This window comes from Tardiphaga sp. (assembly GCF_028290495.1).
GTDB lineage: Bacteria > Pseudomonadota > Alphaproteobacteria > Rhizobiales > Xanthobacteraceae > Tardiphaga.
This window is the reverse complement of sequence record NZ_JAQGJT010000099.1, coordinates 23,916-42,898: the sequence shown is the minus strand read 5'-3', so window position 1 is coordinate 42,898 and position 18,983 is coordinate 23,916. Positions and strand designations below refer to the sequence as shown.

Here is an 18,983-nt window from a genome sequence, read left to right as displayed (position 1 = left end):
AGGATATCACCGGCGGATCGCTCGCGCGCCGACAGTGCTTTGCAGATAGCGGCAGGGAATGATGACGCCAGTGCTGAAATCACCAAGGTTTGCCGCCGACAGTATTGCGGCGCCGCTGGGCATTGTGGTGTTTCGCCGGATCTGGCTGGCCAGTCTGCTGTCCAACCTCGGCCTGATGATCCAGAGCGTCGGCGCGGCCTGGGCGATGACCCAGATGACGGCCACCGCCGACAAGGTTGCGCTGGTGCAGACCGCCTTGATGCTGCCGATCATGCTGATCTCGATGCCGGCCGGTGCGGTCGCGGACATGTATGACCGCCGCGTCGTGTCGCTGGTCTCGCTGGTGCTGTCGCTGGTCGGCGCATCCATCCTGACGACGCTGACCTGGCTCGGGCTGGTGACGCCGAACATCCTGTTGGCGTTCTGCTTCGTGATCGGCAGCGGTATGGCGCTGTTCGGCCCGGCCTGGCAGTCCTCGGTAGGCGAACAGGTGCCCCCGGGTGTTCTGCCTTCGGCGGTGGCGCTGAACGGTATCAGCTACAATATCGCGCGCAGCTTCGGCCCGGCGATCGGCGGCATCGTGGTGGCCACTGCCGGTGCGGTCGCGGCTTTCGCGGCCAATGCGGTGCTGTACATCCCGCTGCTGGTGGTGCTGTTCCTGTGGCGGCGCAATACCGAAGTATCGCGGTTGCCGCGCGAGCGGCTCAGCCGCGCCATCGTCTCGGGCGTGCGCTACATCGCCAATTCGCCGTCGATCCGCATCGTGCTCACGCGCACCTTGATCACCGGCATCTGCGGCGGCTCGGTGTCGGCGCTGATGCCGCTGGTGGCGCGCGACCTGCTGCATGGCGGCGCGCAGACCTACGGCATCATGCTCGGCGCCTTCGGCATGGGTGCGGTGGTCGGCGCGCTCAATATTGGTCATGTCCGCAAGCATCTCGGCGGCGAGGCCTCGATCCGCGCCTGCGCGCTGATCATGGGCGCTGCCATCGCCGTCATCGCGGTGAGCCGTGAGCCGGTGCTGACCGCCGCGGCTCTGGTGGTTGCGGGCTCGGTATGGATGCTGGCGATCGCGCTGTTCAATATAGGCGTGCAGCTGTCGGCGCCGCGCTGGGTCGCCGGCCGTTCGCTCGCCGCGTTCCAGGCAGCGATCGCCGGCGGCATCGCCATCGGCAGCTGGGGCTGGGGCTGGCTCACCGACAGCGTCGGCGTCGAGATGGCGCTGCTGGTTTCGGGGGCGGCGATGTTCCTGTCGCCGCTGTTCGGCCTGTGGCTGAAAATGCCGCCGATCGGTGCGCGCGACGAGGATGCTGGCATGCTCGCCGATCCCGAAGTGCAATTGCCGTTGACCGGGCGCAGCGGGCCGCTGGTGGTGGAAATCGAGTACCGTGTCGATCAGGACAGCGCGCGCGCCTTCCACGGCGTGATGCAGGACGTCCAGCTCTCAAGGCAGCGCAACGGCGCCTATGGCTGGTCGATCGCGCGCGATATTGCCGACCCCGAACTGTGGACCGAGCGCTATCATTGCCCGACCTGGCTCGACTTCCTGCGGCAGCGCAACCGTTCGACGCAGTCCGAGCGTGCGTTGTACCAGCGTGCCGTGGACTATCATCTGGGTCCGGATCCGGTCCGCGTCCGCCGCATGCTGGAACGGCCGTTCGGCTCGGTACGCTGGAAAGACGATACGCCGGATCGCGCCGCCAGCGAGGTGCTGCCGGTGTCGACGTCTATTGGCCCCAGCGGCTGATTACTGGCCGTTATCCGCCAGCACCTTGGCGCAGGCCTTGCCGAGCTTGGCGCGGTGTTCCTTGAGGCAGCCGAGGACGACCATGTCGCCGTCATTCATCTTGGCGCGACAGAAACGCGACACGTCGCGCGCGCAGGCCGACTGGTTGTTCTGCTGGGCCGATGCCGCAGATGCGAAAAGCAGTATTGGAATCATCAGTGCAAATCTGATCATGGGATGTATCCGGTCGACGATGCAATCCAGGGATAATGCACGACGTGGGGTTTCGTTGCTACTATTGGAGTGCTCTCGCCCCGAGACGTTCATCTTCTCCCCAGACTCTCCCTCATCCTGAGGAGCGGTCACCTTCGACCGCGTCTCCAGCGAATGGCAAGGCCATTCGCTCGGGATGGACGACAATCGCGTCATGGTTCGAGACGCGCGCCAACAAGCGCACTCCTCACCATGAGGACGGAGGCTCAGACCGGGGCGACGCCGATCACGAGGTCGTCGCGGTGGATCATTTCGGCGCGGCCGGTGATGCCCAGAATGCGCATCACGTCGGGCGAGGAGTGGCCCTTGATCTGCTCGGCATGCTCGATGTCATAGGCCACAAGCCCGCGGCCGATCTCCTGCGTATCGGGGCCGCGCACCACCACGGCGTCGCCGCGCGCGAACTGGCCCTCGACGCGGGTCACGCCGGCCGGCAGCAGGCTCTTGCCGGCGCGCAGCGCGGTGACAGCGCCGGCGTCGATCGTCAGCGTGCCCTTCGGCTCCAGCGAGCCTGCGATCCAGCGCTTTCGCGCGGTGACGGGATTGGCGGGGGTGAGAAACCATGTGCAACGCCCGCCATCGGCGATCGCCTGCAGGGGATGCGCGATCTTGCCCGACGCGATCAGCATATGCGTGCCGGCGGTGGTCGCGATCTTGGCGGCCTCGATCTTGGTGTACATGCCGCCGCGCGACAGTTCGGATTCCGCGGCGCCCGCCATCGCCTCGATTTCGGCCGTGACGGATTCGACCACGGGAATCAGCTTCGCATCGGGATTGGCGCCGGGCGGCGCGGTGTAGAGCCCGTCGATGTCCGACAGCAGCACCAGCAGATCGGCCGACGCCATGGTCGCGACGCGCGCGGCGAGGCGGTCATTGTCGCCATAACGGATTTCGTTGGTGGCGACCGTATCGTTCTCGTTGATAACCGGCACCACCTGCCATTCCAGCAGCTTGGCAATGGTCGAGCGCGCGTTGAGATAGCGGCGGCGCTCCTCGGTGTCCTGCAACGTCACCAGAATCTGGCCGGCGCCGATGCCGTGATGGCCCAGCACTTCCGACCAGATCCGCGCCAGCGCGATCTGCCCCACGGCGGCGGCGGCCTGGCTCTCCTCAAGCTTCAGCGCGCCGCGCGGCAGTTTCAGTTTGCTCCGCCCCAGCGCGATCGACCCGGACGACACGACGAGCACGTCGCAGCCATCGGCGTGCAATTTCGCGATGTCCGCCGCCAGCGCCGTCAGCCAAGCCGACTTCACCTCGCCCTTGGCCGAATCGATCAGCAGCGACGAGCCGACCTTGATGACGATACGGCGGAAGTTCTTCAGCTCGGGACACGACATGGCAGGCTTCGGCGACAGTGTTGCGGGGAGGGGATCAGGTCGTCAGAGGCGCCCACGGTGCGGATGCCCCGGCGGCCTTGGCCTTGTCGGACACCGGCGCTTCGCCGATCTCCGCGACCAGTGCGCGCAGCGCTTCCTTGACGCCTTCGCCGGTGGCGCCGGCCAGCAAAAGCGGCGTCTTCTTCGAGGCGCGCTTCAGCCGGTCCTTCTGCTGCTTGAGCTGCTCCGGCGTCACCGCATCGATCTTGTTGAGGGCGACGATCTCGACCTTGTTGGCGAGCTCGCCTTCATAGGCCTCGAGTTCGGTGCGCACGGTCTTGTAGGCCTTGCCGGCATGTTCGCAGGTCGCGTCGATCAGATGCAGCAGCACGCGGCAGCGTTCGACATGGCCGAGAAAACGGTCGCCGAGTCCGGCGCCTTCATGCGCGCCTTCGATCAGGCCGGGAATGTCGGCGAGCACGAATTCGCGGCTGTCGATATCGACCACGCCGAGCTGCGGATGCAGCGTCGTGAACGGATAGTCGGCGATCTTCGGCTTGGCGGCAGATACCACGGAGAGGAAGGTGGACTTGCCGGCATTCGGCAGGCCGACCAGACCCGCGTCGGCGATCAGCTTCAGCCGCAACCAGATCCAGCGTTCTTCGCCGGTCTGGCCGGGATTGGCGTTGCGCGGCGCGCGGTTGGTCGAGGATTTGAAATGCGCGTTGCCGAAGCCGCCATTGCCGCCTTCGGCGAGCACGAAGATCTCGCCAAGCTTGGTGAAATCGTGGATCAGCGTCTCGCGATCCTCGTCGAAGATCTGCGTGCCGACCGGCACCTTCAGCGTCACGGCCTTGCCGTTGGCGCCATGGCGGTCCTTGCCCATGCCGTTGGTGCCCTTGGGCGCCTTGAAATGCTGCTGGTAGCGATAATCGATCAGCGTGTTCAAACCATCGACGACCTCGATGATGACATCGCCGCCGCGTCCGCCGTTGCCGCCGGAGGGGCCACCGAACTCGATGTACTTCTCGCGGCGGAACGCCACGCAGCCGTTGCCGCCGTCACCGGAGCGAATGTAAACCTTGGCTTCATCGAGAAATTTCATGGCGTATCCGTATCGCAGGGGGGTGGTGGCGGCAACCTCTTCATGGCTCTGAAGCCGTGAAAAGCCCGCATTTGCGGGCCTTGCTGCCGCGAAGGGCGTGTCGTAGACGACGCGTGCCGCTGTTAACCAGGCCCTGTCGTGATGGGCTGTCTCTACAGGTCCATCTAGGCATGTTTGCGACCATTTCCACCGCAACCGACCATCGCGCGGCGCGCCTCGCCGGTATCGGCCTGATGCTGGCCGGCATCTGTATGTTCTCGTGCGGTGACGCGATCGGCAAATTCCTCGTCGGCACCTATTCGGTGGGGCAGTTGATGCTGCTGCGCGCCTGTGCGGCGCTGGTGTTGCTGGCGCCGTCGATCTGGCGGCATCGCGGCGAATTCCTGCGGCTGGAGCGTCCGTGGCTGCAATTCTTGCGCGTCGTGCTCTCGACGCTGGAGGTGGCCGCGTTCTTCTGGGCGGCGGCCTATCTGCCGCTAGCCGATGTCATCACCTACTATCTGGCCTGTCCGATCTTCGTCACCGCCGGCTCGGCGATCTTTTTGCGCGAGCAGGTCGGCTGGCGGCGCTGGAGCGCGGTGGCGGTTGGATTCGCCGGCGTGCTGATCGCGTTGCAGCCCTCGGCGCAGACGGTGACCTGGCCGGCGCTGATTGCGTTGTGCGGCAGCATGTCGTTTGCGGCGTTGATGCTGATCACGCGCAGCCTGCGCGGCGCGCCGGATGTGGTGCTGGCCAGCACGCAATTCATCGGCACGCTCACCTTCGGCGCGGCGCTGACATCGTTCAGCTGGCTGACGCCGTCGCTGCGGGACTTAGGCTTCTTCGTGCTCGCTGGGGCGGTGTCGGTGGTGGCGCTGTTGTGCGTCAACCGCTCGCTGAAACTGGCGCCGGCCAGCGTCGTGGTGCCGTATCAGTATTCGATGATCGTCTGGGCGGTGATGTTCGGCTACCTGATATTCGGCGAAATGCCGTCACTGGCGACGCTGATCGGCGCCGCGATTATCATCGCGGCCGGGCTGTACATTTTTCTGCGCGAACAGAAGCTGGGCAAGATCGAAGCCGAGGTCGCGTCGCCGGTGTGACCTTTCTTCCTTCTCCCCGAACAGGAGAAGGAAGAATGATTCGGCGCTATCGCCGCGTCGAAGTCCCCCAGTGCTTCAGCGATGACCATACGCTGCGGCTGAGCTTGAAGCGGTCCACCGGCGTCGATGAGCCGATCGCCGCGAAGCGATGCAGTTCGACGCCGCTCCACTGGAAACCGCACTTCTCCAGGATGTTGCGCGACGCCGGATTGGCGACGCGCGCGCCTGAAATCAGGTGCTCGACGGCGAATTCCTCAAAGGTGAAATCGATCATCGCGCGCGCCGCTTCCGTCGCATAGCCTTGGCCCCAGTGCGCGACGCCGAGCCAGTAGCCGAGCTCCGGCACTTCCGGCTCGCGCCAGTCGATGCCGACGAGGCCGATCGGCTGCCGGTCCAGTTCGATGAGGAACACGGTGTCGCTGCCGGCGCTGAGCGCATTGACGAATTCGACCGCGTGATCGTGCAGATAGGGATGCGGCAGCCGGCGCGTCATCTCCGCGATGCGCCGGTCATTGGCGAGATGCGCGATCGCCTTGGTATCGGCGAGCGTCGGCCTGCGCAACGCGAGACGCTCGGTCTCGAGGATGCAGCCTGTTGATTCAAGGGGGTCTAGTTGTGTCGGTGTCGGGATATCCTGCAGCATCTCGGGCTCCTGGCGCGTCGGCGCACCAAACGAAAAGGGGAGGCCGGTTTCCCGCCTCCCCTTTGGAGCCTCTTTGGCGTCCGCGGGTTCAACAGGACCCGGCGGACTCCAATGTGTCCACCGTGTTACTCGGCCGCGGCTTCAAGAATCGGCAGAACCGAAATGAAGGTGCGGCCGTTCGCTTTGGCGCGAAACTGCACATGGCCTTCGACCTTGGCGAACAGGGTATGGTCGGTGCCCATGCCTACATTAAGGCCGGGATGCCAGGTGGTGCCGCGCTGACGCGCAATGATGTTGCCAGGAATGACGCGCTCGCCGCCGTACGCCTTGATTCCGAGGCGCTTGCCTGCCGAATCACGACCGTTGCGCGATGAACCGCCTGCTTTTTTATGAGCCATAGCCCGTCTCCAATCTCGAGAAGTTCCAGATCACATCCCCGAGGGCGCGATCTCACATGATTTCAACTTGTCGCGGCCTGATGCCGCGCCAAACCTTATGCGGCGTCGTCAGCCTCGACGGGGGCGGCAACAACCGCCTTCTCGCGCTTCGGACGCGGTCCGACGGTCGGCTTCTTGCCGTCTGCCAGGATCTCGGTGATGCGCAACACGGTGATTTCGTCGCGGTAACCACGCTTGCGGCGCGAATTCTTGCGGCGGCGCTTCTTGAACGAGATGATTTTCGGGCCGCGCTTGTGCGACAGCACTTCGGCCGCCACGGTGGCACCCTCAACCATCGGAAGTCCGAGCACGGGCGTATCACCGCCGAGTACCAGAACCTGGCCGAGCTGGATGATCGTTCCAACTTCGCCTTCGATCTTGCCTACTTCGAGTACATCTTCTGCGACAACGCGGTATTGCCGCCCGCCGGTCTTGATGACTGCGAACATCGTTATATTCCTTCGTGCTCGTTCCAACCTCGGATGCTCCGGGCCGGCTTTTTGTTAATTCTTGAGGTGCGCCGCATTCATCCCGAAAGATTTCAGCGAATTTCTGCGGTCTTGGGGACGTTGCCGCCGATCACGCAAAAACAATCGGCGTCAGGAAAACCTGCGCCGGGTGCGGGACTTATAGCCCGCCGGACCCGCGAGTCAAGGAAAAGGTCCCAAAAATGCAGTAAAACGGGCGTTTCTGACGCTTGGGGTGGTCATTTCACCCATGCAGCCAACGGTCGGCAGTATGGTAAAGAACGCATCAGGGAGGCGATTCATTGGCGGGGCATGATCCGCGCCGGAAATAATTGCCTCATGACCTTTTCACGAGAACTTCCCATGACATCCGAGACACTTCCGATCGGCGATCCCACCACGGTTGTGGCGGTTCCACGGCTCGGATTTGCGCAACTGACGCGGATGGCGTTCGACGGCGAGAACCTGCGTCCGCTGCGGCATCGCCTGATGTACAAGGCCGTTCTTGGCACAGCCGATGCCGGCGACGGCATCGATCTGTCGCTGCTGGCGCAGCTGCTCGGTGAAAAGCAGAACGGGCTGACGATCCAGGATGAGGTGCTGGCCCAGCATCGGCTGTTTCGGTCGCCGTGCGACATGCAGCCGCCGCGGCTGCGGGTTCTGGCGCTGGCCGCGGCCATCGACATGGGCGGCAACACGCCGATCGATTTCCTGCTGGAGGATTCCGGCATCGAACTGACGACGCTTTACGTGGTGCCGGGAACGGAGCTGCCCTCGCCGCTGCCGGAGCACGACGTCGCGATCGTGGTGGCCTCCGACTCCGAGGAATGCCGCGCGGCGCTGGCCGAGATCGACCATCTCGCGCCGCGCTGGCCGCGGCCGTTGCTGAACCTTCCCCGCCGGATCGGCAATCTCGACCGCGACAAGCTGTACCGGCTGTTGAGCGGCATCGACGGGATCGAGATTCCCCCGACCGTGGGCGTCACCCACACCCGGCTCGCCGATGTGTCGGGCGGCAACACCTCGCTGGCCAGCGTGGCCGAAGGCCTGGAATTTCCGGTGATCGCGCGGCCGCGCGGCTCGCACGCCGGCGTCGGCCTGGCCCGGCTTGAGGACGCGGATGCGCTGGCCGCCTATCTCGCTGAACGCGCCGAGCCGGAATTCTTCATCTCGCGCTTCGTGGATTATTCCAGCGCGGACGGGCAGTTCCGGAAATACCGCATCGTGATCGTGAACGGCCAAGTCTATGCGTGCCACATGGCGATCGCCGAGCAATGGAAGATTTGGTACCTCAACGCCGGCATGTCGTTCAGCGAGAGCAAGCGGCTGGAGGAAGCCGCCTTCATGACCACCTTCGACGCCGGCTTTGCGGCGCGTCACCGACGCGCGCTCGACGGCATGGTGGAGCGCGTCGGGCTCGATTACTTCACGGTCGATTGCGCGGAAACCAAAAGCGGCGAACTGCTGATCTTCGAGGCGGACAACACCGCGGTGGTCCACAACATGGATTCGCCGGAGCTGTTTCCCTATAAGCCGCCGCAGATGCGCGCGATCTTTCAGGCCTTCGCGGCGATGCTGCTGCAGCGCGCCGAGGCATGGCAACGCCGCGCGGCGTGATCGCGGCACGTCGCAGGCGCGGAAGTGCGGATGACCCCTGCCGGCCGGTCCGGCCAAATCCTGCCATGCAACCAACCGGTTCCCTGCGCATTGTCCTTCGGATTTTCTAACCGCAGGGGCGACATGGCTGACGACACAGTGACGACGGCCGGCATCGGCCGGCATGGCGCGACGCGGCTGCCCTCGGTGGACGTGGATAGCTTCAACATAGAACTGAAGGACGAGGACGGCTTCCTCGGCGACCGCGCCAGCAAGGGCGCGTTTCAGCGCATTCTCGATGGCCTGCGCAAGCCGCTGCAGAAGAACGGCGACGATCCGCTGGGCAAGAAGGCGACCGAGGAAATCGGCAAATCGACACTCGATGAAGCGCTGCTCGGCGAGGACATCGCCGCCGCGGCGCTGGTGCACGGCGCGATCGAGGATTTTGCGCAGGAGCTGGCTTACGTCACCCGGCGCTTCCTCAAGAGCAAGGCTTGGGCCGACACCGAATGCATCGTGGTCGGCGGCGGCTTTCGGCAGAGCCGGATCGGCGAGCTGGCGATCGCGCGTACCGGCCTGCTGCTGAAGGCCGAAGGCCTCAAGGTCGATCTGGTGCCGATTCGTTTTCACCCCGATGAGGCCGGCCTGCTGGGCTGCCTGCACCTGGCGCCGTCATGGATCTTCGAGGCCCATGACAGCATCCTGGCAGTGGATATCGGTGGCTCCAACATCCGTTGCGGCGTGGTCGAGACGCGCTGGAAGAAGGCGCCGGATCTTTCCAAGGCCTCGGTCTGGAAATCCGAGCTGTGGCGCCATGCCGACGACGAGCCGACCCGTGAGGGCGCGGTGAAGCGGCTGGTCAAGATGCTGAAGGATCTGATCGCGGCGGCCGAGGCCGAAGGCTTCAAGCTGGCGCCGTTCATCGGCATTTCATGCCCTGGCGTGATCAACGAGGATGGCACCATCGAGAAGGGTGCGCAGAACCTGCCGGGCAACTGGGAGAGCAGCAAGTTCAACCTGCCGGCGCTGGTCGCCGAGGGGATTCCGGAGATCGGCGGCCACGACACCGCGGTCTTGATGCATAATGACGGTGTCGCCCAGGGCCTGAGCGAGGTGCCGTTCATGCAGGAATTCGACCGTTGGGGTGTGCTGACCATCGGTACTGGACTGGGCAACGCCCGCTTTACCAACCGGCACCGCGACAGGAAGGACGACAAAAAAGAGGACAAGAAGGACAAGAAATCCAAGGATTGAGGCGTCGCGCGAGCCCATGACCGGCCGGCTGAGAGCAAATCAGACGGTCCGTGCCGGCTATCCGCCACGATCTGCTGAATTTCCTGTCGCGTGGCTTGTCTGGCGCGCGAACCTCGCCTAGAACACCGCGCAACCACCCGCGGGCGACCGCGGATTCTTGGCGACCTGGAGAGGTGGCAGAGTGGTTGATTGTACCGCACTCGAAATGCGGCATAGGTGCAAGCCTATCGGGGGTTCGAATCCCCCCCTCTCCGCCAAGCCTCCTTGTAAGCATTTGAAATATAAGACATTTAAAATTCAAGCGCCGATTGGCCCCCTAGTTAGCCCCCAACAAGAGTCGAGCGCATTTGGAGATCAGTTCCGACGAGGCTCGTCGTTTCTCGATGCAAACTAGAGTCTAATCCATTTAGGTTGAAGCGTATCCTGAGTTTCTGAGATAGCTGGCGCATTCGTGTGGCGGGAGGTTCTGGAGAAGCATTCCGATTCTGCCCCTTGTCGTCTCGACGGAGCGTTCGGCGGCTTTCCGCAGGAGCGACTTGAGTTTGGCGAACACCTTCTCGATCGGGTTGAGATCGGGGCTATTGGGCGGCAGGAAAAGCAGATGCGCGCCAGCGGCGCGGATCGCGTGGCTGCCGAGATTGTCCATGATCACGACGTCGCCGGATGCTAGCGTCGGCACCAGCATTTGCTCAACCCAGGCAGGAAGCTCTCGTCATTGATCGGCCCGTCGAGCACCAGAGGCGCATCGATGCGGTCATGGCGCAGGGCCGCGAGGAAGGTCGGCGTCTGCCAGTGGCCGTGCGGGACTTTCGCGAGCAACTTCTCGCCTCGGGGCGACCAGCCGCGCAAGCGTGTCATGTTGGTCTTCGCCCAGGTTTCATCGATAAACACCAGCCGCGCGGGATCGACGTCGCCTGGTGCGCTGCATTCCAGCGCAGACGCTTGCGCGCTACGTCAGGCCGGTCTTGCTCGGTTGCGAACAGCGTTTTTTTTGAAGCTGAGCCGGGCATCTCGAATCGTGCGCCACACCGAACCGTAGCTCGTCACCACGCTGCGTTCGCGCAACTCCGCCTCCAAAGCACGCAGCGTTAAATCCGGGACCGCTTCGAGACGCGCCAACAGCCAATCCCGCTGCGCTATCAGTGATCGAGGTCGCCGATTCCCGATCGGCTTGGCCGCTGCTCTGCCTGTTGCCCGCAACCGCTGCGACCATTTTACGACGCTGGCCACGCTGACACCAAACAGCGTGGCAACTTCCCTGCACGGACGGCCGCCCACAACCAGCGCCGCCGCCGCTCTCTCAGATCATTCGAATAAGCCTTCGCCATCCATGCTGACCTCCAAATAGTCAGCACTTGAACCAAAATTCGAGCCGCTTGGGAGTCCCGAACGATTCAACCCTAGGGAATCAGACTCTAGGTCGCGTTTCTCGAAACTCTTGCGGGAGACTGTCAGTCGCTTATCCTAATGGCTTGGCTCGCGGATCCTCGGGCATCGTAACATCGGACCGCGATTGAAGTCGACGGCGACCGCGTAGCTTGAGCCGAAGCATCCGCACCTAGTGAATCCAGACAGCAAGTTATGCGGGTATGACCTTAGGCTTGTGCAGTCCGCCGAGGGCGCGCCGCCGGGACCGGGCCTCAGTGGCAAGAGCGGTTGGCGGCTTATCAGTGCAGACTCCCAATCAACAAAATAGGTATGGTTGCGAGCACCTCATACGTTGTGCGACGTTTGCGCTTATGGTTGGAAATGGAGCGCGGAAGCATGGGCGCTCTCTTCATGCTCATGAGGGCTTCATCGTTAATGTCAGTCACAACCCGGTTTAATTAACTGCGCAAGTGACAACTTCTACGGATGGAAAGCATGACGATCTTTTCCAAGATTTCACGGTCGAAGATTGTTGGGGCGGCGTAGTTCAATCTTCCTTTATTAATTCTTTGGCTCTCGCTTACCCCTAACAGCCGGCATCTTCGGCGACGGGGGCACCTACGCGGGCCGTCTCCCTCGCGCAGCATATCTCGCCGGAATTACCGCATTATCGGCAGCGATCTACTCGGGCGCCTGGCGTTTACACTTGCGGACATCCAGTGCAGGACGTTGTGGAAGCGATCGACCGGACGAGCGTCTTCGTCGAGACGGACGTCTCCGCGGGCGGCGACATGATGCTCATATGTGCGCGCCTACTCCCTCCATCGCTGCCTGAGACCCTGCGTGGAAGGACTTGATACAAGTCGAAGGCCGCATGGCATGGCTGGTCGACGAACGGGGAAGCGATACGTCACGATCGGCAGCATTGTGTTTCCGGTTAAAGAGCTGCGGCTCGCCGACGAATAGCCCGAGGCTAGCAAAGGTTTGTCTACCAGCCGCCGCATCCCTATGGCTTGGTGCTTCCCGATTAGCACGCGCAGCCTCATGTTGGCGTACTCGAAGTTAATGAGGGAAAACTCGAGCTTCGCGCCGGCGATAGCCTGCTGCTCGATGGTGATGATCATCCCGACGCCGTACTCCGGATAGGCGACATGCTTGTCCACTTTGAAACGGTGCCTGAGCAACTGGAAAGTGCCGCATGTACGCATCCTAGTTGCGAGGGGGCGCCGAAGTGCTGCAGGCGCCACGTGACCTGCGGATTCATCAACTTCTGAATCTTGCGGTTGACGCCGCGCCGGCCGCCTATTCAACGTCGATGGCCATCAAAGCGACTCCCAGTTCGGACTGATAAAGTCGCGCCATAGCAAGTAGAGTCCGAATAGCGCCGGGAATGCCACGAGCTTGAGCGCGATGCCTCGCAGCCGTTGACCAACCATTCGTACGTGCACCAGCTAACGATCAGGACCAGGTAAAAGCCCAGAGCGATCCAATTTTTCATGTTGGCGACAACTTCTTGAGAAGAGTGCGACGCCGCCGTCGATGTCGTATCCGGGATGCTCCGCCTTCCAAGCCGCCAGCGCTTCCTGGCGTCCTCGACGTGGTTGCTGGCGAAGTCGCTTTTCATCGCCGCGGCGCCGTGCAGCGCCGCTAGGATCTCGAAGCTCCGGCCGCCGTCGGCCTGGATGCGGTCGTGCTGCCCTTGCCAGGGGCGACCCCATCAGAACGGAAATCAAATTCACATATGCGAATTTGTCGCCCCTTACTTGACCACTCCGAACCTGCGATTACTCATTTTGTCAGCCACGACCGAGCGAATTGCAGCTCGATAGCTGATCGGCCGGCTTCGGCGAACTACGGTGCCTGCCATCGCATTTAAGAGCAAGCCTCTCGCTGTGGAAGATATTGTCAAGTCCTGCGAGCGTCGTCGCGATAAATTTTCGAGCCATACACTTGGATCAACAAATGCGATTGAGTGAAGCATCACGAATTGCCCGATCCTCCAGTGTGGTAGCTCAGCATGATTGGCAAACCCGTAGCTGAAATTCGAAGGAGCTAGATGCAAATGTGGGGGCGCCGATCCTACTACACAATGTCCCGAGCGCGCTGAGCGGCTACTTGCTGCAGTCGGCAGCTTGTCCGAGGCGCGTCATCCAACAAAGCGCCCGACTAAAGAGATTTGCACGATCGCGCAATGAAAGGTATGCCTCCGTCACTCGAATCGAGGATGAAAGCTTTCTCATGTCTGTACGGTCAACTGACGACTTTGATAAATCCGTCGGAATGCGCATTCGATCGCAGCGACTCCTAGCCAATATGAGCCAGCAGGAACTGGCTGAAAGGCTCGGCGTATCGTTCCAGCAAATTCAGAAATACGAAAAAGGGGCCAATCGCGTTGGTGCGAGCCGGGTGCATCAGATTTGCAAGGCACTCGAAGTATCGATGTCGTCCATATATGAAGGGCATGTGGAAGCCGTCGGAATGAGGTCGTCCGCGTTGAGCGCGATACACCAGTTCTTGGCGACAAGAGAGGGATTGGCGCTTGTTCAGGGATTCCAAAAAATCACGGCGGGGAATGTTCGAAGTCACCTCATCGACCTGATTGAGGAGCTCGGCAACGTTTCGTCAGCGCAGGATCGGAGTATTGCAATTCGCTCTCTCGCAAGCAGGGAAACCGAAAAGCGCAGAAAGTCCGACACGCGCTGAGCTGATTTTGCACCTTGCCGGATAAAGCCCGTTGCCGGAATGGCGTCCTGTTTAGGGCGAGAAAAATTTCAAAGAAGCCTGATATGGATAAGAAAAGTACGTCGTTCTCGATATACGAGCGGGGGTAGTGATGACTTGGCCATACGACGAAAACGGAATTGAACACGGCCCCCCCTATCAACCCGATAGTAGGCGGTGGCTTGCGACGATCACGAGTGCTCTCGTGCTGATGTTCATTGGTTCAGCGTCAGCTTTTGCGTGGAGGGTTTACGAAGGTCGGACCAACTCAGGATCTACGCTTGGCAGTTCTGTCACACCTGATCCGAAAAGGGCCACGCTCGCCGAGTTTAACGTATTAAAGCAACAGATCTCCGGGCAAATGCAATTGAACGCGCAGGCGTTGGCGGCGCGACAAGCCGAACTGAAGCAACTATCAGAGCAACTGACAGCCGTGTCGGCGAAGTTCGATGTGTTAGAACAATCGATGTTAAACGCGCGAGCCGCGACGACACGGGCAGCCAAGTCAATCCCTTTAAAAAAGACCGGGAACGTTAAGCCTGTCTCACGCGCTATCATGAGCGAAACAAATTGGCCTCTCCCGATAGGGGCCTCTCGTTAGATTGTTTCCGTCAAGCCGGCGCCCCAGCAGTTAAGTCCAGTGCAGGGTGTTGAAGGCGCATCGGGACAACGAGGAATCGTCAGCGTCGAAAAGCGGGTGTTGGCTTGAATGTCGCCGCAGTGGTACCTGCTCCCGGGCTCCGAGATGAGCGTGGCGAGTATGATTTAACAAGCGAATCAGCAAAAATTAATGATATGAGGTCACTGACGAAGAGCGTTGGGCACTTACCCTGATTTTTCCGGTTTTCCAAACGTCAAGGTGCCGCCCCCGCCAGATGAAAACTGAGAGTGAATCTCAGCAGATCATTCAAGGCGGATAATTTAACCAGTGCCGCCTGATCCGGAATCGCGTACTGAGATTCACTATCCATAATGGGCTGCGTTTCGGGTAAAAAATCATGATTTTGAAATCTCGAGTATTGCCGCTGACAGCAAATCTGCTGTTTGGCACCGCGGCCTTAGTAATGAGCACGGTTGCATCGTTTCCGCGGTTACTGTTTTCTGCCGGCTTACTCTGCTATGCGGCGTCAATCTGCTTGATTGTGAGTTTGATCCGATCGCCGCAACGTTAGCGCATCGGTCGCCATCGTCGTGAATTAACGGAAAGGCTGCCTCGCTTCACCACCCTAGCCGGCTACGCCGCCGCATGCTGGCCATAGGCGATTGTCGATAGAAGCGCACGGAACGCAGCGTCCAGACAAATGTTAGTTGAATTGTTCCGGGATGCGTTCGGTTGGCGACTAAATTATCATAGCCAAGCTAATGCCTGATACCAGTCGTGCTTCGGATCACGGCCGAGTCACCGAAGACACGGCCAGCGGATTGATGTTCGAATGGCGCGCCGGCGTAAAAACTATCCACAACGCAATACTCGCTTCTTCGTCAAACCGAGCTCCCGCCGCGATAACCGCCGCTATTGGCTGCTGCGGAGAAACGTGCACGGCCGCTGATGCCCGTGATCGCTGCGCTGTGTAGCTTGTAATTAGCCATGGCTTTCTGGACGAAGTAACCAATGCCAACCCGCTTTGTATCGTAATTCACAAAGGGTGCACAGGTCGGTCAAATCGAAGTTTGGGTCGACTGAGTTACATCCGCGCCGTCGCCGATCACATGGAAGGCATGGCAATGTATGGAGATTTATCGACGAAGCGATCCGCTCGGTAGCCGTCACCGTCGCGCCGTCAAGCTTCAGCACTATTGTGGACAAAAGGCATCGTGAAGTTGATTCGAAATTGCAACTGCGCCGCCCGTCCGGGCGTCGCTGCTTTAACTATTTTCTTCAGAGGCTTTGCATTTGATCAAGATGTGCCCAGTATTGGCGATCTTCACGGCAGCCCGCGATACTGTAAATTCTAAGAGCCGGCCGTCGGGCTTGTAAGAAAGTCGAACTTCTCCGCCGTCCCTGAAAACGATATAATGGCTTGTTGCTGTGTCGTCGCGCAGGATGGCGTAATTTGTGATATCAGTTATGTTGTGGATCGCGACACTGTTAATCGACTTCAAGAAGGAGCGCCCGACACCATCCTCGTCCACGCTGAACTCGACGTTCCCCTTGCCTCCAGTCATCGAACCGTCGGCGTGCTTAGTTATCCATCCATCTTCAATCTTGTATTCTTTTTGTTCTTTGCTCACTTGCCGCTCCCTGTCCAAAAACAGACGTTGCAAGAATAAGTGGACACAATCAAGCTACAAAGCAGCAACCAATCTGTGGATGCGAAGTCATCCATTCGGTGGTGCGAAATTATTGGTTCACTCAAGCGGCTCACCGATCCTAGTCTCATCGGCTCCCAGTCTCATCGGCGCGATCCTCGCATTGACGGAGCTTGGAATCATAAAAACGTTTGTCCGCCTTGAGCTGTATTTGCTCGACGCAGTAAATTGTCAGAAGGTATCGATAGGACCACGGTCGAATTTCGGAAGCCTATTGAGTCGTCCGTGAAGTTTTCGCCGCGCGCAAATTTGAGTGTATAGCGGCGGGCGGCTGATGCTCCGGAGCAGTTGCATCAGGGCATGCAAGAGCCGTTTGAACCAGCGCAGCAGCAGGTGGAAGTTGAATCCCGTGGCGGCGAGGACGGGGTTGATGCGGTCGCCATCGCGGCCCTTGAGATAATTGCGGCCCATGCGGTGCTCGGCCTTGAGGTGACCGATCACCGACTCGACAGCGGCGGGGCGCTTCATCTCGCGGCGGATGGTCTTGGTCACGCGCCGGACCTGGCCGGAGATCCGGACCCTGAAGCGGTTGGGATGGTTGTGGCCGCGATAGCCCTTGTCGACATGAATGCGCTGCACCTCGACGCCGGTCAGCTTTTGCAGATCGACGATGATCGGCCCGAGCGTGTGGCCATCATAGGGATTGCCTTGCAGCGCCTTGGCGTGCAGCACGAACTGGCCGCCTTTGGGCGCCGTGACCGGGGTGACGACCGAGACCTTGCAGCCGAACTCATATGGCCTGCGCGCGTTGCCCTTGCCGATGCATTCGACTTCCGGGGCATGCAGCGAATAGACCTTTGGCCCGCGCTGGCGGTGATCCTGCTGCCGCACCCGGCTGGCGAGATCGAGCAGTGGCGCGAAGCGGTCTTCCAGCACGGCGTTGCCTTCGATCTTGCGGCGGATATCGCGGATGATGCGGCCGAGCTTTGTGCGCAAGAACTTGAGCGCGCGGCGGGCGCGCTTGAATTGATGGGCATGGGTGTGGCGCCCGACCATGATCGCCGCCCGCTTGGCGAGCCGCAGATAGCTCTGGCGCAGCACCACGCCCTGGCGTCTGGCGAGATCGACCAGCTTCTCGATCGCACGATGGGTGAGCCGAGCATCGGTGGGATGCGCCACCGCCTTTTCCTGCACGGTGGTGTCGACCACCACGCGTTCGAGGTCTTTCGTCTGCAGCGCGCCGCTGCGATGCGCCACCGCCAGGCTCTCCTGCAGCAGGGCCGCGAGTTGCTCCTCGCCGAGCCGCTGGCGCCAGCGCGTCAATGAGGAGCGATCGAACGGCAGGTCATGCCGGAACACGGCCTCGCCGCAGAAGAACTGGAAATACGGGTTCTCCACCCAGCGCGCGCACAGCACCTCGGCGGACAGGTTGTGCATGTGCTTGAGGATCAGCAGCCCGGCGATCAGCCGCGTCGGCAACGGCGGCTGCCCGGGCCCGGGCCGATACACTGCGCCGAACCGTGTGCCGACAACTCCCAATCGAGCTCGGCGGCCAGCCGCACCAGCGGGTGCCCGAGGTCGATGATCTCCTCCAGCGCCGGCCGAAACAAATCGACCTGACGATCGTCGCGCGGCCTGCTCATCGATCCCTCCCGCCAGCAAACGCCGCACAACGGAATCACGAATCGCCCGAATTGAGAATCCCAAAACGCAGGAAAGCCGCGGCAGCACTGCGGCTTTCCTGCAAAATTGAATACTTTAACGAAGCAGCTTAGCCCGGATTGCCAGCCACTTCCGCATTCTTCACGGACGACTATTGACTGTCTGACTGAAATTGGCGGGATCGCAGTTTTCCGGTCGCATTAGCGGCCGCGCCGGATCGCTATTAGAAATCGCCAGCAGTGCTCAGAACCGCTTGGTTAATTGGACATTGTTCGCCCGGTGCGAAGTAGCACTTGGTTTCTGAAGGCGCCGGCGCTCTCTGATCGGATTGCACGGCAGCTTTCCAGTGTGGTATGTCCCCCACCAGAGCCTGGGGGGCGGCATGACGGCGACAGCGCGATTACGTTGGACGAAAGACGAAGATGAAAAATTTCGGCAGCTAGCACAATTCGGCTTGGCCCCAGAGGCCATCGCAGAGAGCCTGAACCGAAACATTCAGGATTTGCGCAATCGAGCTTATTTGCTCGGCCTTCCCCGTAAATGGTTCAAAGTCCTAGGACAGAATTGAAAGTTGATCGCTAACCGGTTGTCGTAATCTTTGAATTTGAGGGTGCTGGACCGATAGTCATTAGCCGCACTATTATTTGTGTCACGAATTCGGTTTTGGCTGTAACAGGCATGGGGTCAGTCAATAAAACAGAGAGGGCATCAACTGCAATCCCGCCGCTTGTTGCAATTACGGCATGCAGATCCGCTGGATCTCGGCGTTTAAGTGGTGCAGATTCGAGTAACACATAGATTGTTCAGGTGGCCGACGCCCCGATGTTTTTCGTGATCTCAAAATCTAAATTTGGCGACCACTAAGGCTCGAGTTCCTCAAATCGTCCTCCTTCTCCGAGCACGCAAATCGTCCCGCGCCTGATTTTCAGTCTCAGTATCGTAAAATTTCGCGCCCTCGCGGCGGAGATGCTGGCTGCAAGTTCTTGCGATTCTTTAAAGTGCTGGATCAATCGGGAGCGGACGATTGGCAAAGTGCGGCACAGCTTCAAAAGTGTTCTATAATATCGGAGGAAAGGTCGATAT

General features: G+C 60.8%; 14 protein-coding genes, 1 tRNA gene and 2 pseudogenes. 7 read left to right on the top strand and 10 right to left on the bottom strand.

The annotated features are described in order from the left end of the window. Nucleotides 1-61 precede the first annotated feature (61 nt). Nucleotides 62-1,747, top strand: coding sequence for an MFS transporter (locus JWQ24_RS15945; protein WP_299809855.1), 1,686 nt, complete (start codon nucleotides 62-64; stop codon nucleotides 1,745-1,747). On the opposite strand, the gene JWQ24_RS15940 is transcribed toward JWQ24_RS15945, so the two are convergent. The 3 genes from JWQ24_RS15940 to obgE form a co-directional block, all read right to left on the bottom strand. After that, on the bottom strand, nucleotides 1,748-1,960 hold the full coding sequence (locus JWQ24_RS15940; protein ID WP_299809853.1) for a hypothetical protein: 213 nt from the start codon (nucleotides 1,958-1,960) through the stop codon (nucleotides 1,748-1,750). A gap of 245 nt (nucleotides 1,961-2,205) precedes the next feature. Continuing rightward, a complete protein-coding gene (proB, locus tag JWQ24_RS15935; RefSeq protein WP_299809851.1) occupies nucleotides 2,206-3,336 on the bottom strand; it encodes a glutamate 5-kinase in 1,131 nt (376 codons plus the stop codon). A 34-nt stretch (nucleotides 3,337-3,370) separates the two neighbouring features. Next, entirely contained in the window at nucleotides 3,371-4,420 is a 1,050-nt protein-coding gene (gene obgE, locus JWQ24_RS15930) for a GTPase ObgE (RefSeq protein ID WP_299809849.1), read from the bottom strand. Nucleotides 4,421-4,590: 170 nt separating this feature from the next. Between obgE and JWQ24_RS15925 the strand changes: the two genes are divergently transcribed. After that, nucleotides 4,591-5,502: a DMT family transporter gene (locus tag JWQ24_RS15925; protein ID WP_299809842.1), complete on the top strand. Its 912-nt coding sequence runs from the start codon at nucleotides 4,591-4,593 to the stop codon at nucleotides 5,500-5,502. Between the two features lie 46 nt (nucleotides 5,503-5,548). Here the strand turns inward: JWQ24_RS15925 and JWQ24_RS15920 are convergent, their stop codons facing one another. The 3 genes from JWQ24_RS15920 to rplU all read right to left on the bottom strand — a co-directional run bounded on the left by JWQ24_RS15920 (nucleotide 5,549) and on the right by rplU (nucleotide 7,031). Then, nucleotides 5,549-6,145, bottom strand: a complete 597-nt coding sequence (locus JWQ24_RS15920) for a GNAT family N-acetyltransferase (protein WP_299809839.1) — start codon at nucleotides 6,143-6,145, stop codon at nucleotides 5,549-5,551. Between the two features lie 125 nt (nucleotides 6,146-6,270). Then, a complete protein-coding gene (gene rpmA / locus JWQ24_RS15915; RefSeq protein WP_143571522.1) occupies nucleotides 6,271-6,543 on the bottom strand; it encodes a 50S ribosomal protein L27 in 273 nt (90 codons plus the stop codon). 95 nt (nucleotides 6,544-6,638) lie between these two features. Next, nucleotides 6,639-7,031: a 50S ribosomal protein L21 gene (gene rplU / locus JWQ24_RS15910; protein ID WP_299809837.1), complete on the bottom strand. Its 393-nt coding sequence runs from the start codon at nucleotides 7,029-7,031 to the stop codon at nucleotides 6,639-6,641. A 381-nt stretch (nucleotides 7,032-7,412) separates the two neighbouring features. On the opposite strand from rplU, the gene JWQ24_RS15905 reads away from it, so the two are divergent. The 3 genes from JWQ24_RS15905 (at nucleotide 7,413) to JWQ24_RS15895 (ending at nucleotide 10,156) form a co-directional block, all read left to right on the top strand. Next, a complete protein-coding gene (locus tag JWQ24_RS15905; protein ID WP_299809835.1) occupies nucleotides 7,413-8,666 on the top strand; it encodes a hypothetical protein in 1,254 nt (417 codons plus the stop codon). A 123-nt stretch (nucleotides 8,667-8,789) separates the two neighbouring features. Then, nucleotides 8,790-9,899, top strand: a complete 1,110-nt coding sequence (locus JWQ24_RS15900) for an ROK family protein (RefSeq protein ID WP_299809832.1) — start codon at nucleotides 8,790-8,792, stop codon at nucleotides 9,897-9,899. A gap of 167 nt (nucleotides 9,900-10,066) precedes the next feature. Continuing rightward, nucleotides 10,067-10,156: transfer RNA gene (locus JWQ24_RS15895), tRNA-Ser, on the top strand. Nucleotides 10,157-10,305: 149 nt separating this feature from the next. Here JWQ24_RS15895 and JWQ24_RS15890 read toward each other — a convergent pair. After that, nucleotides 10,306-11,227, bottom strand: a pseudogene (locus JWQ24_RS15890) (IS630 family transposase). Between the two features lie 852 nt (nucleotides 11,228-12,079). Continuing rightward, a complete protein-coding gene (locus JWQ24_RS15885) occupies nucleotides 12,080-12,430 on the bottom strand; it encodes a CarD family transcriptional regulator (RefSeq protein ID WP_299809829.1) in 351 nt (116 codons plus the stop codon). Between the two features lie 1,075 nt (nucleotides 12,431-13,505). On the opposite strand from JWQ24_RS15885, the gene JWQ24_RS15880 reads away from it, so the two are divergent. Together JWQ24_RS15880 and JWQ24_RS15875 are read left to right on the top strand one after the other, a co-directional pair. Further along, the gene (locus JWQ24_RS15880; RefSeq protein ID WP_299809826.1) at nucleotides 13,506-13,970 is read left to right on the top strand and encodes a helix-turn-helix transcriptional regulator; all 465 of its coding nucleotides are present in this window, start codon (nucleotides 13,506-13,508) and stop codon (nucleotides 13,968-13,970) included. A gap of 223 nt (nucleotides 13,971-14,193) precedes the next feature. Beyond that, a complete protein-coding gene (locus JWQ24_RS15875) occupies nucleotides 14,194-14,589 on the top strand; it encodes a hypothetical protein (RefSeq protein ID WP_299809824.1) in 396 nt (131 codons plus the stop codon). Nucleotides 14,590-15,854: 1,265 nt separating this feature from the next. On the opposite strand, the gene JWQ24_RS15870 is transcribed toward JWQ24_RS15875, so the two are convergent. Both JWQ24_RS15870 and JWQ24_RS15865 read right to left on the bottom strand, forming a co-directional pair. After that, entirely contained in the window at nucleotides 15,855-16,220 is a 366-nt protein-coding gene (locus tag JWQ24_RS15870; RefSeq protein ID WP_299809822.1) for a hypothetical protein, read from the bottom strand. Nucleotides 16,221-16,592: 372 nt separating this feature from the next. Continuing rightward, nucleotides 16,593-17,881: pseudogene (locus tag JWQ24_RS15865) on the bottom strand (IS5 family transposase); the annotation flags it as partial. Nucleotides 17,882-18,983: the final 1,102 nt, after the last annotated feature.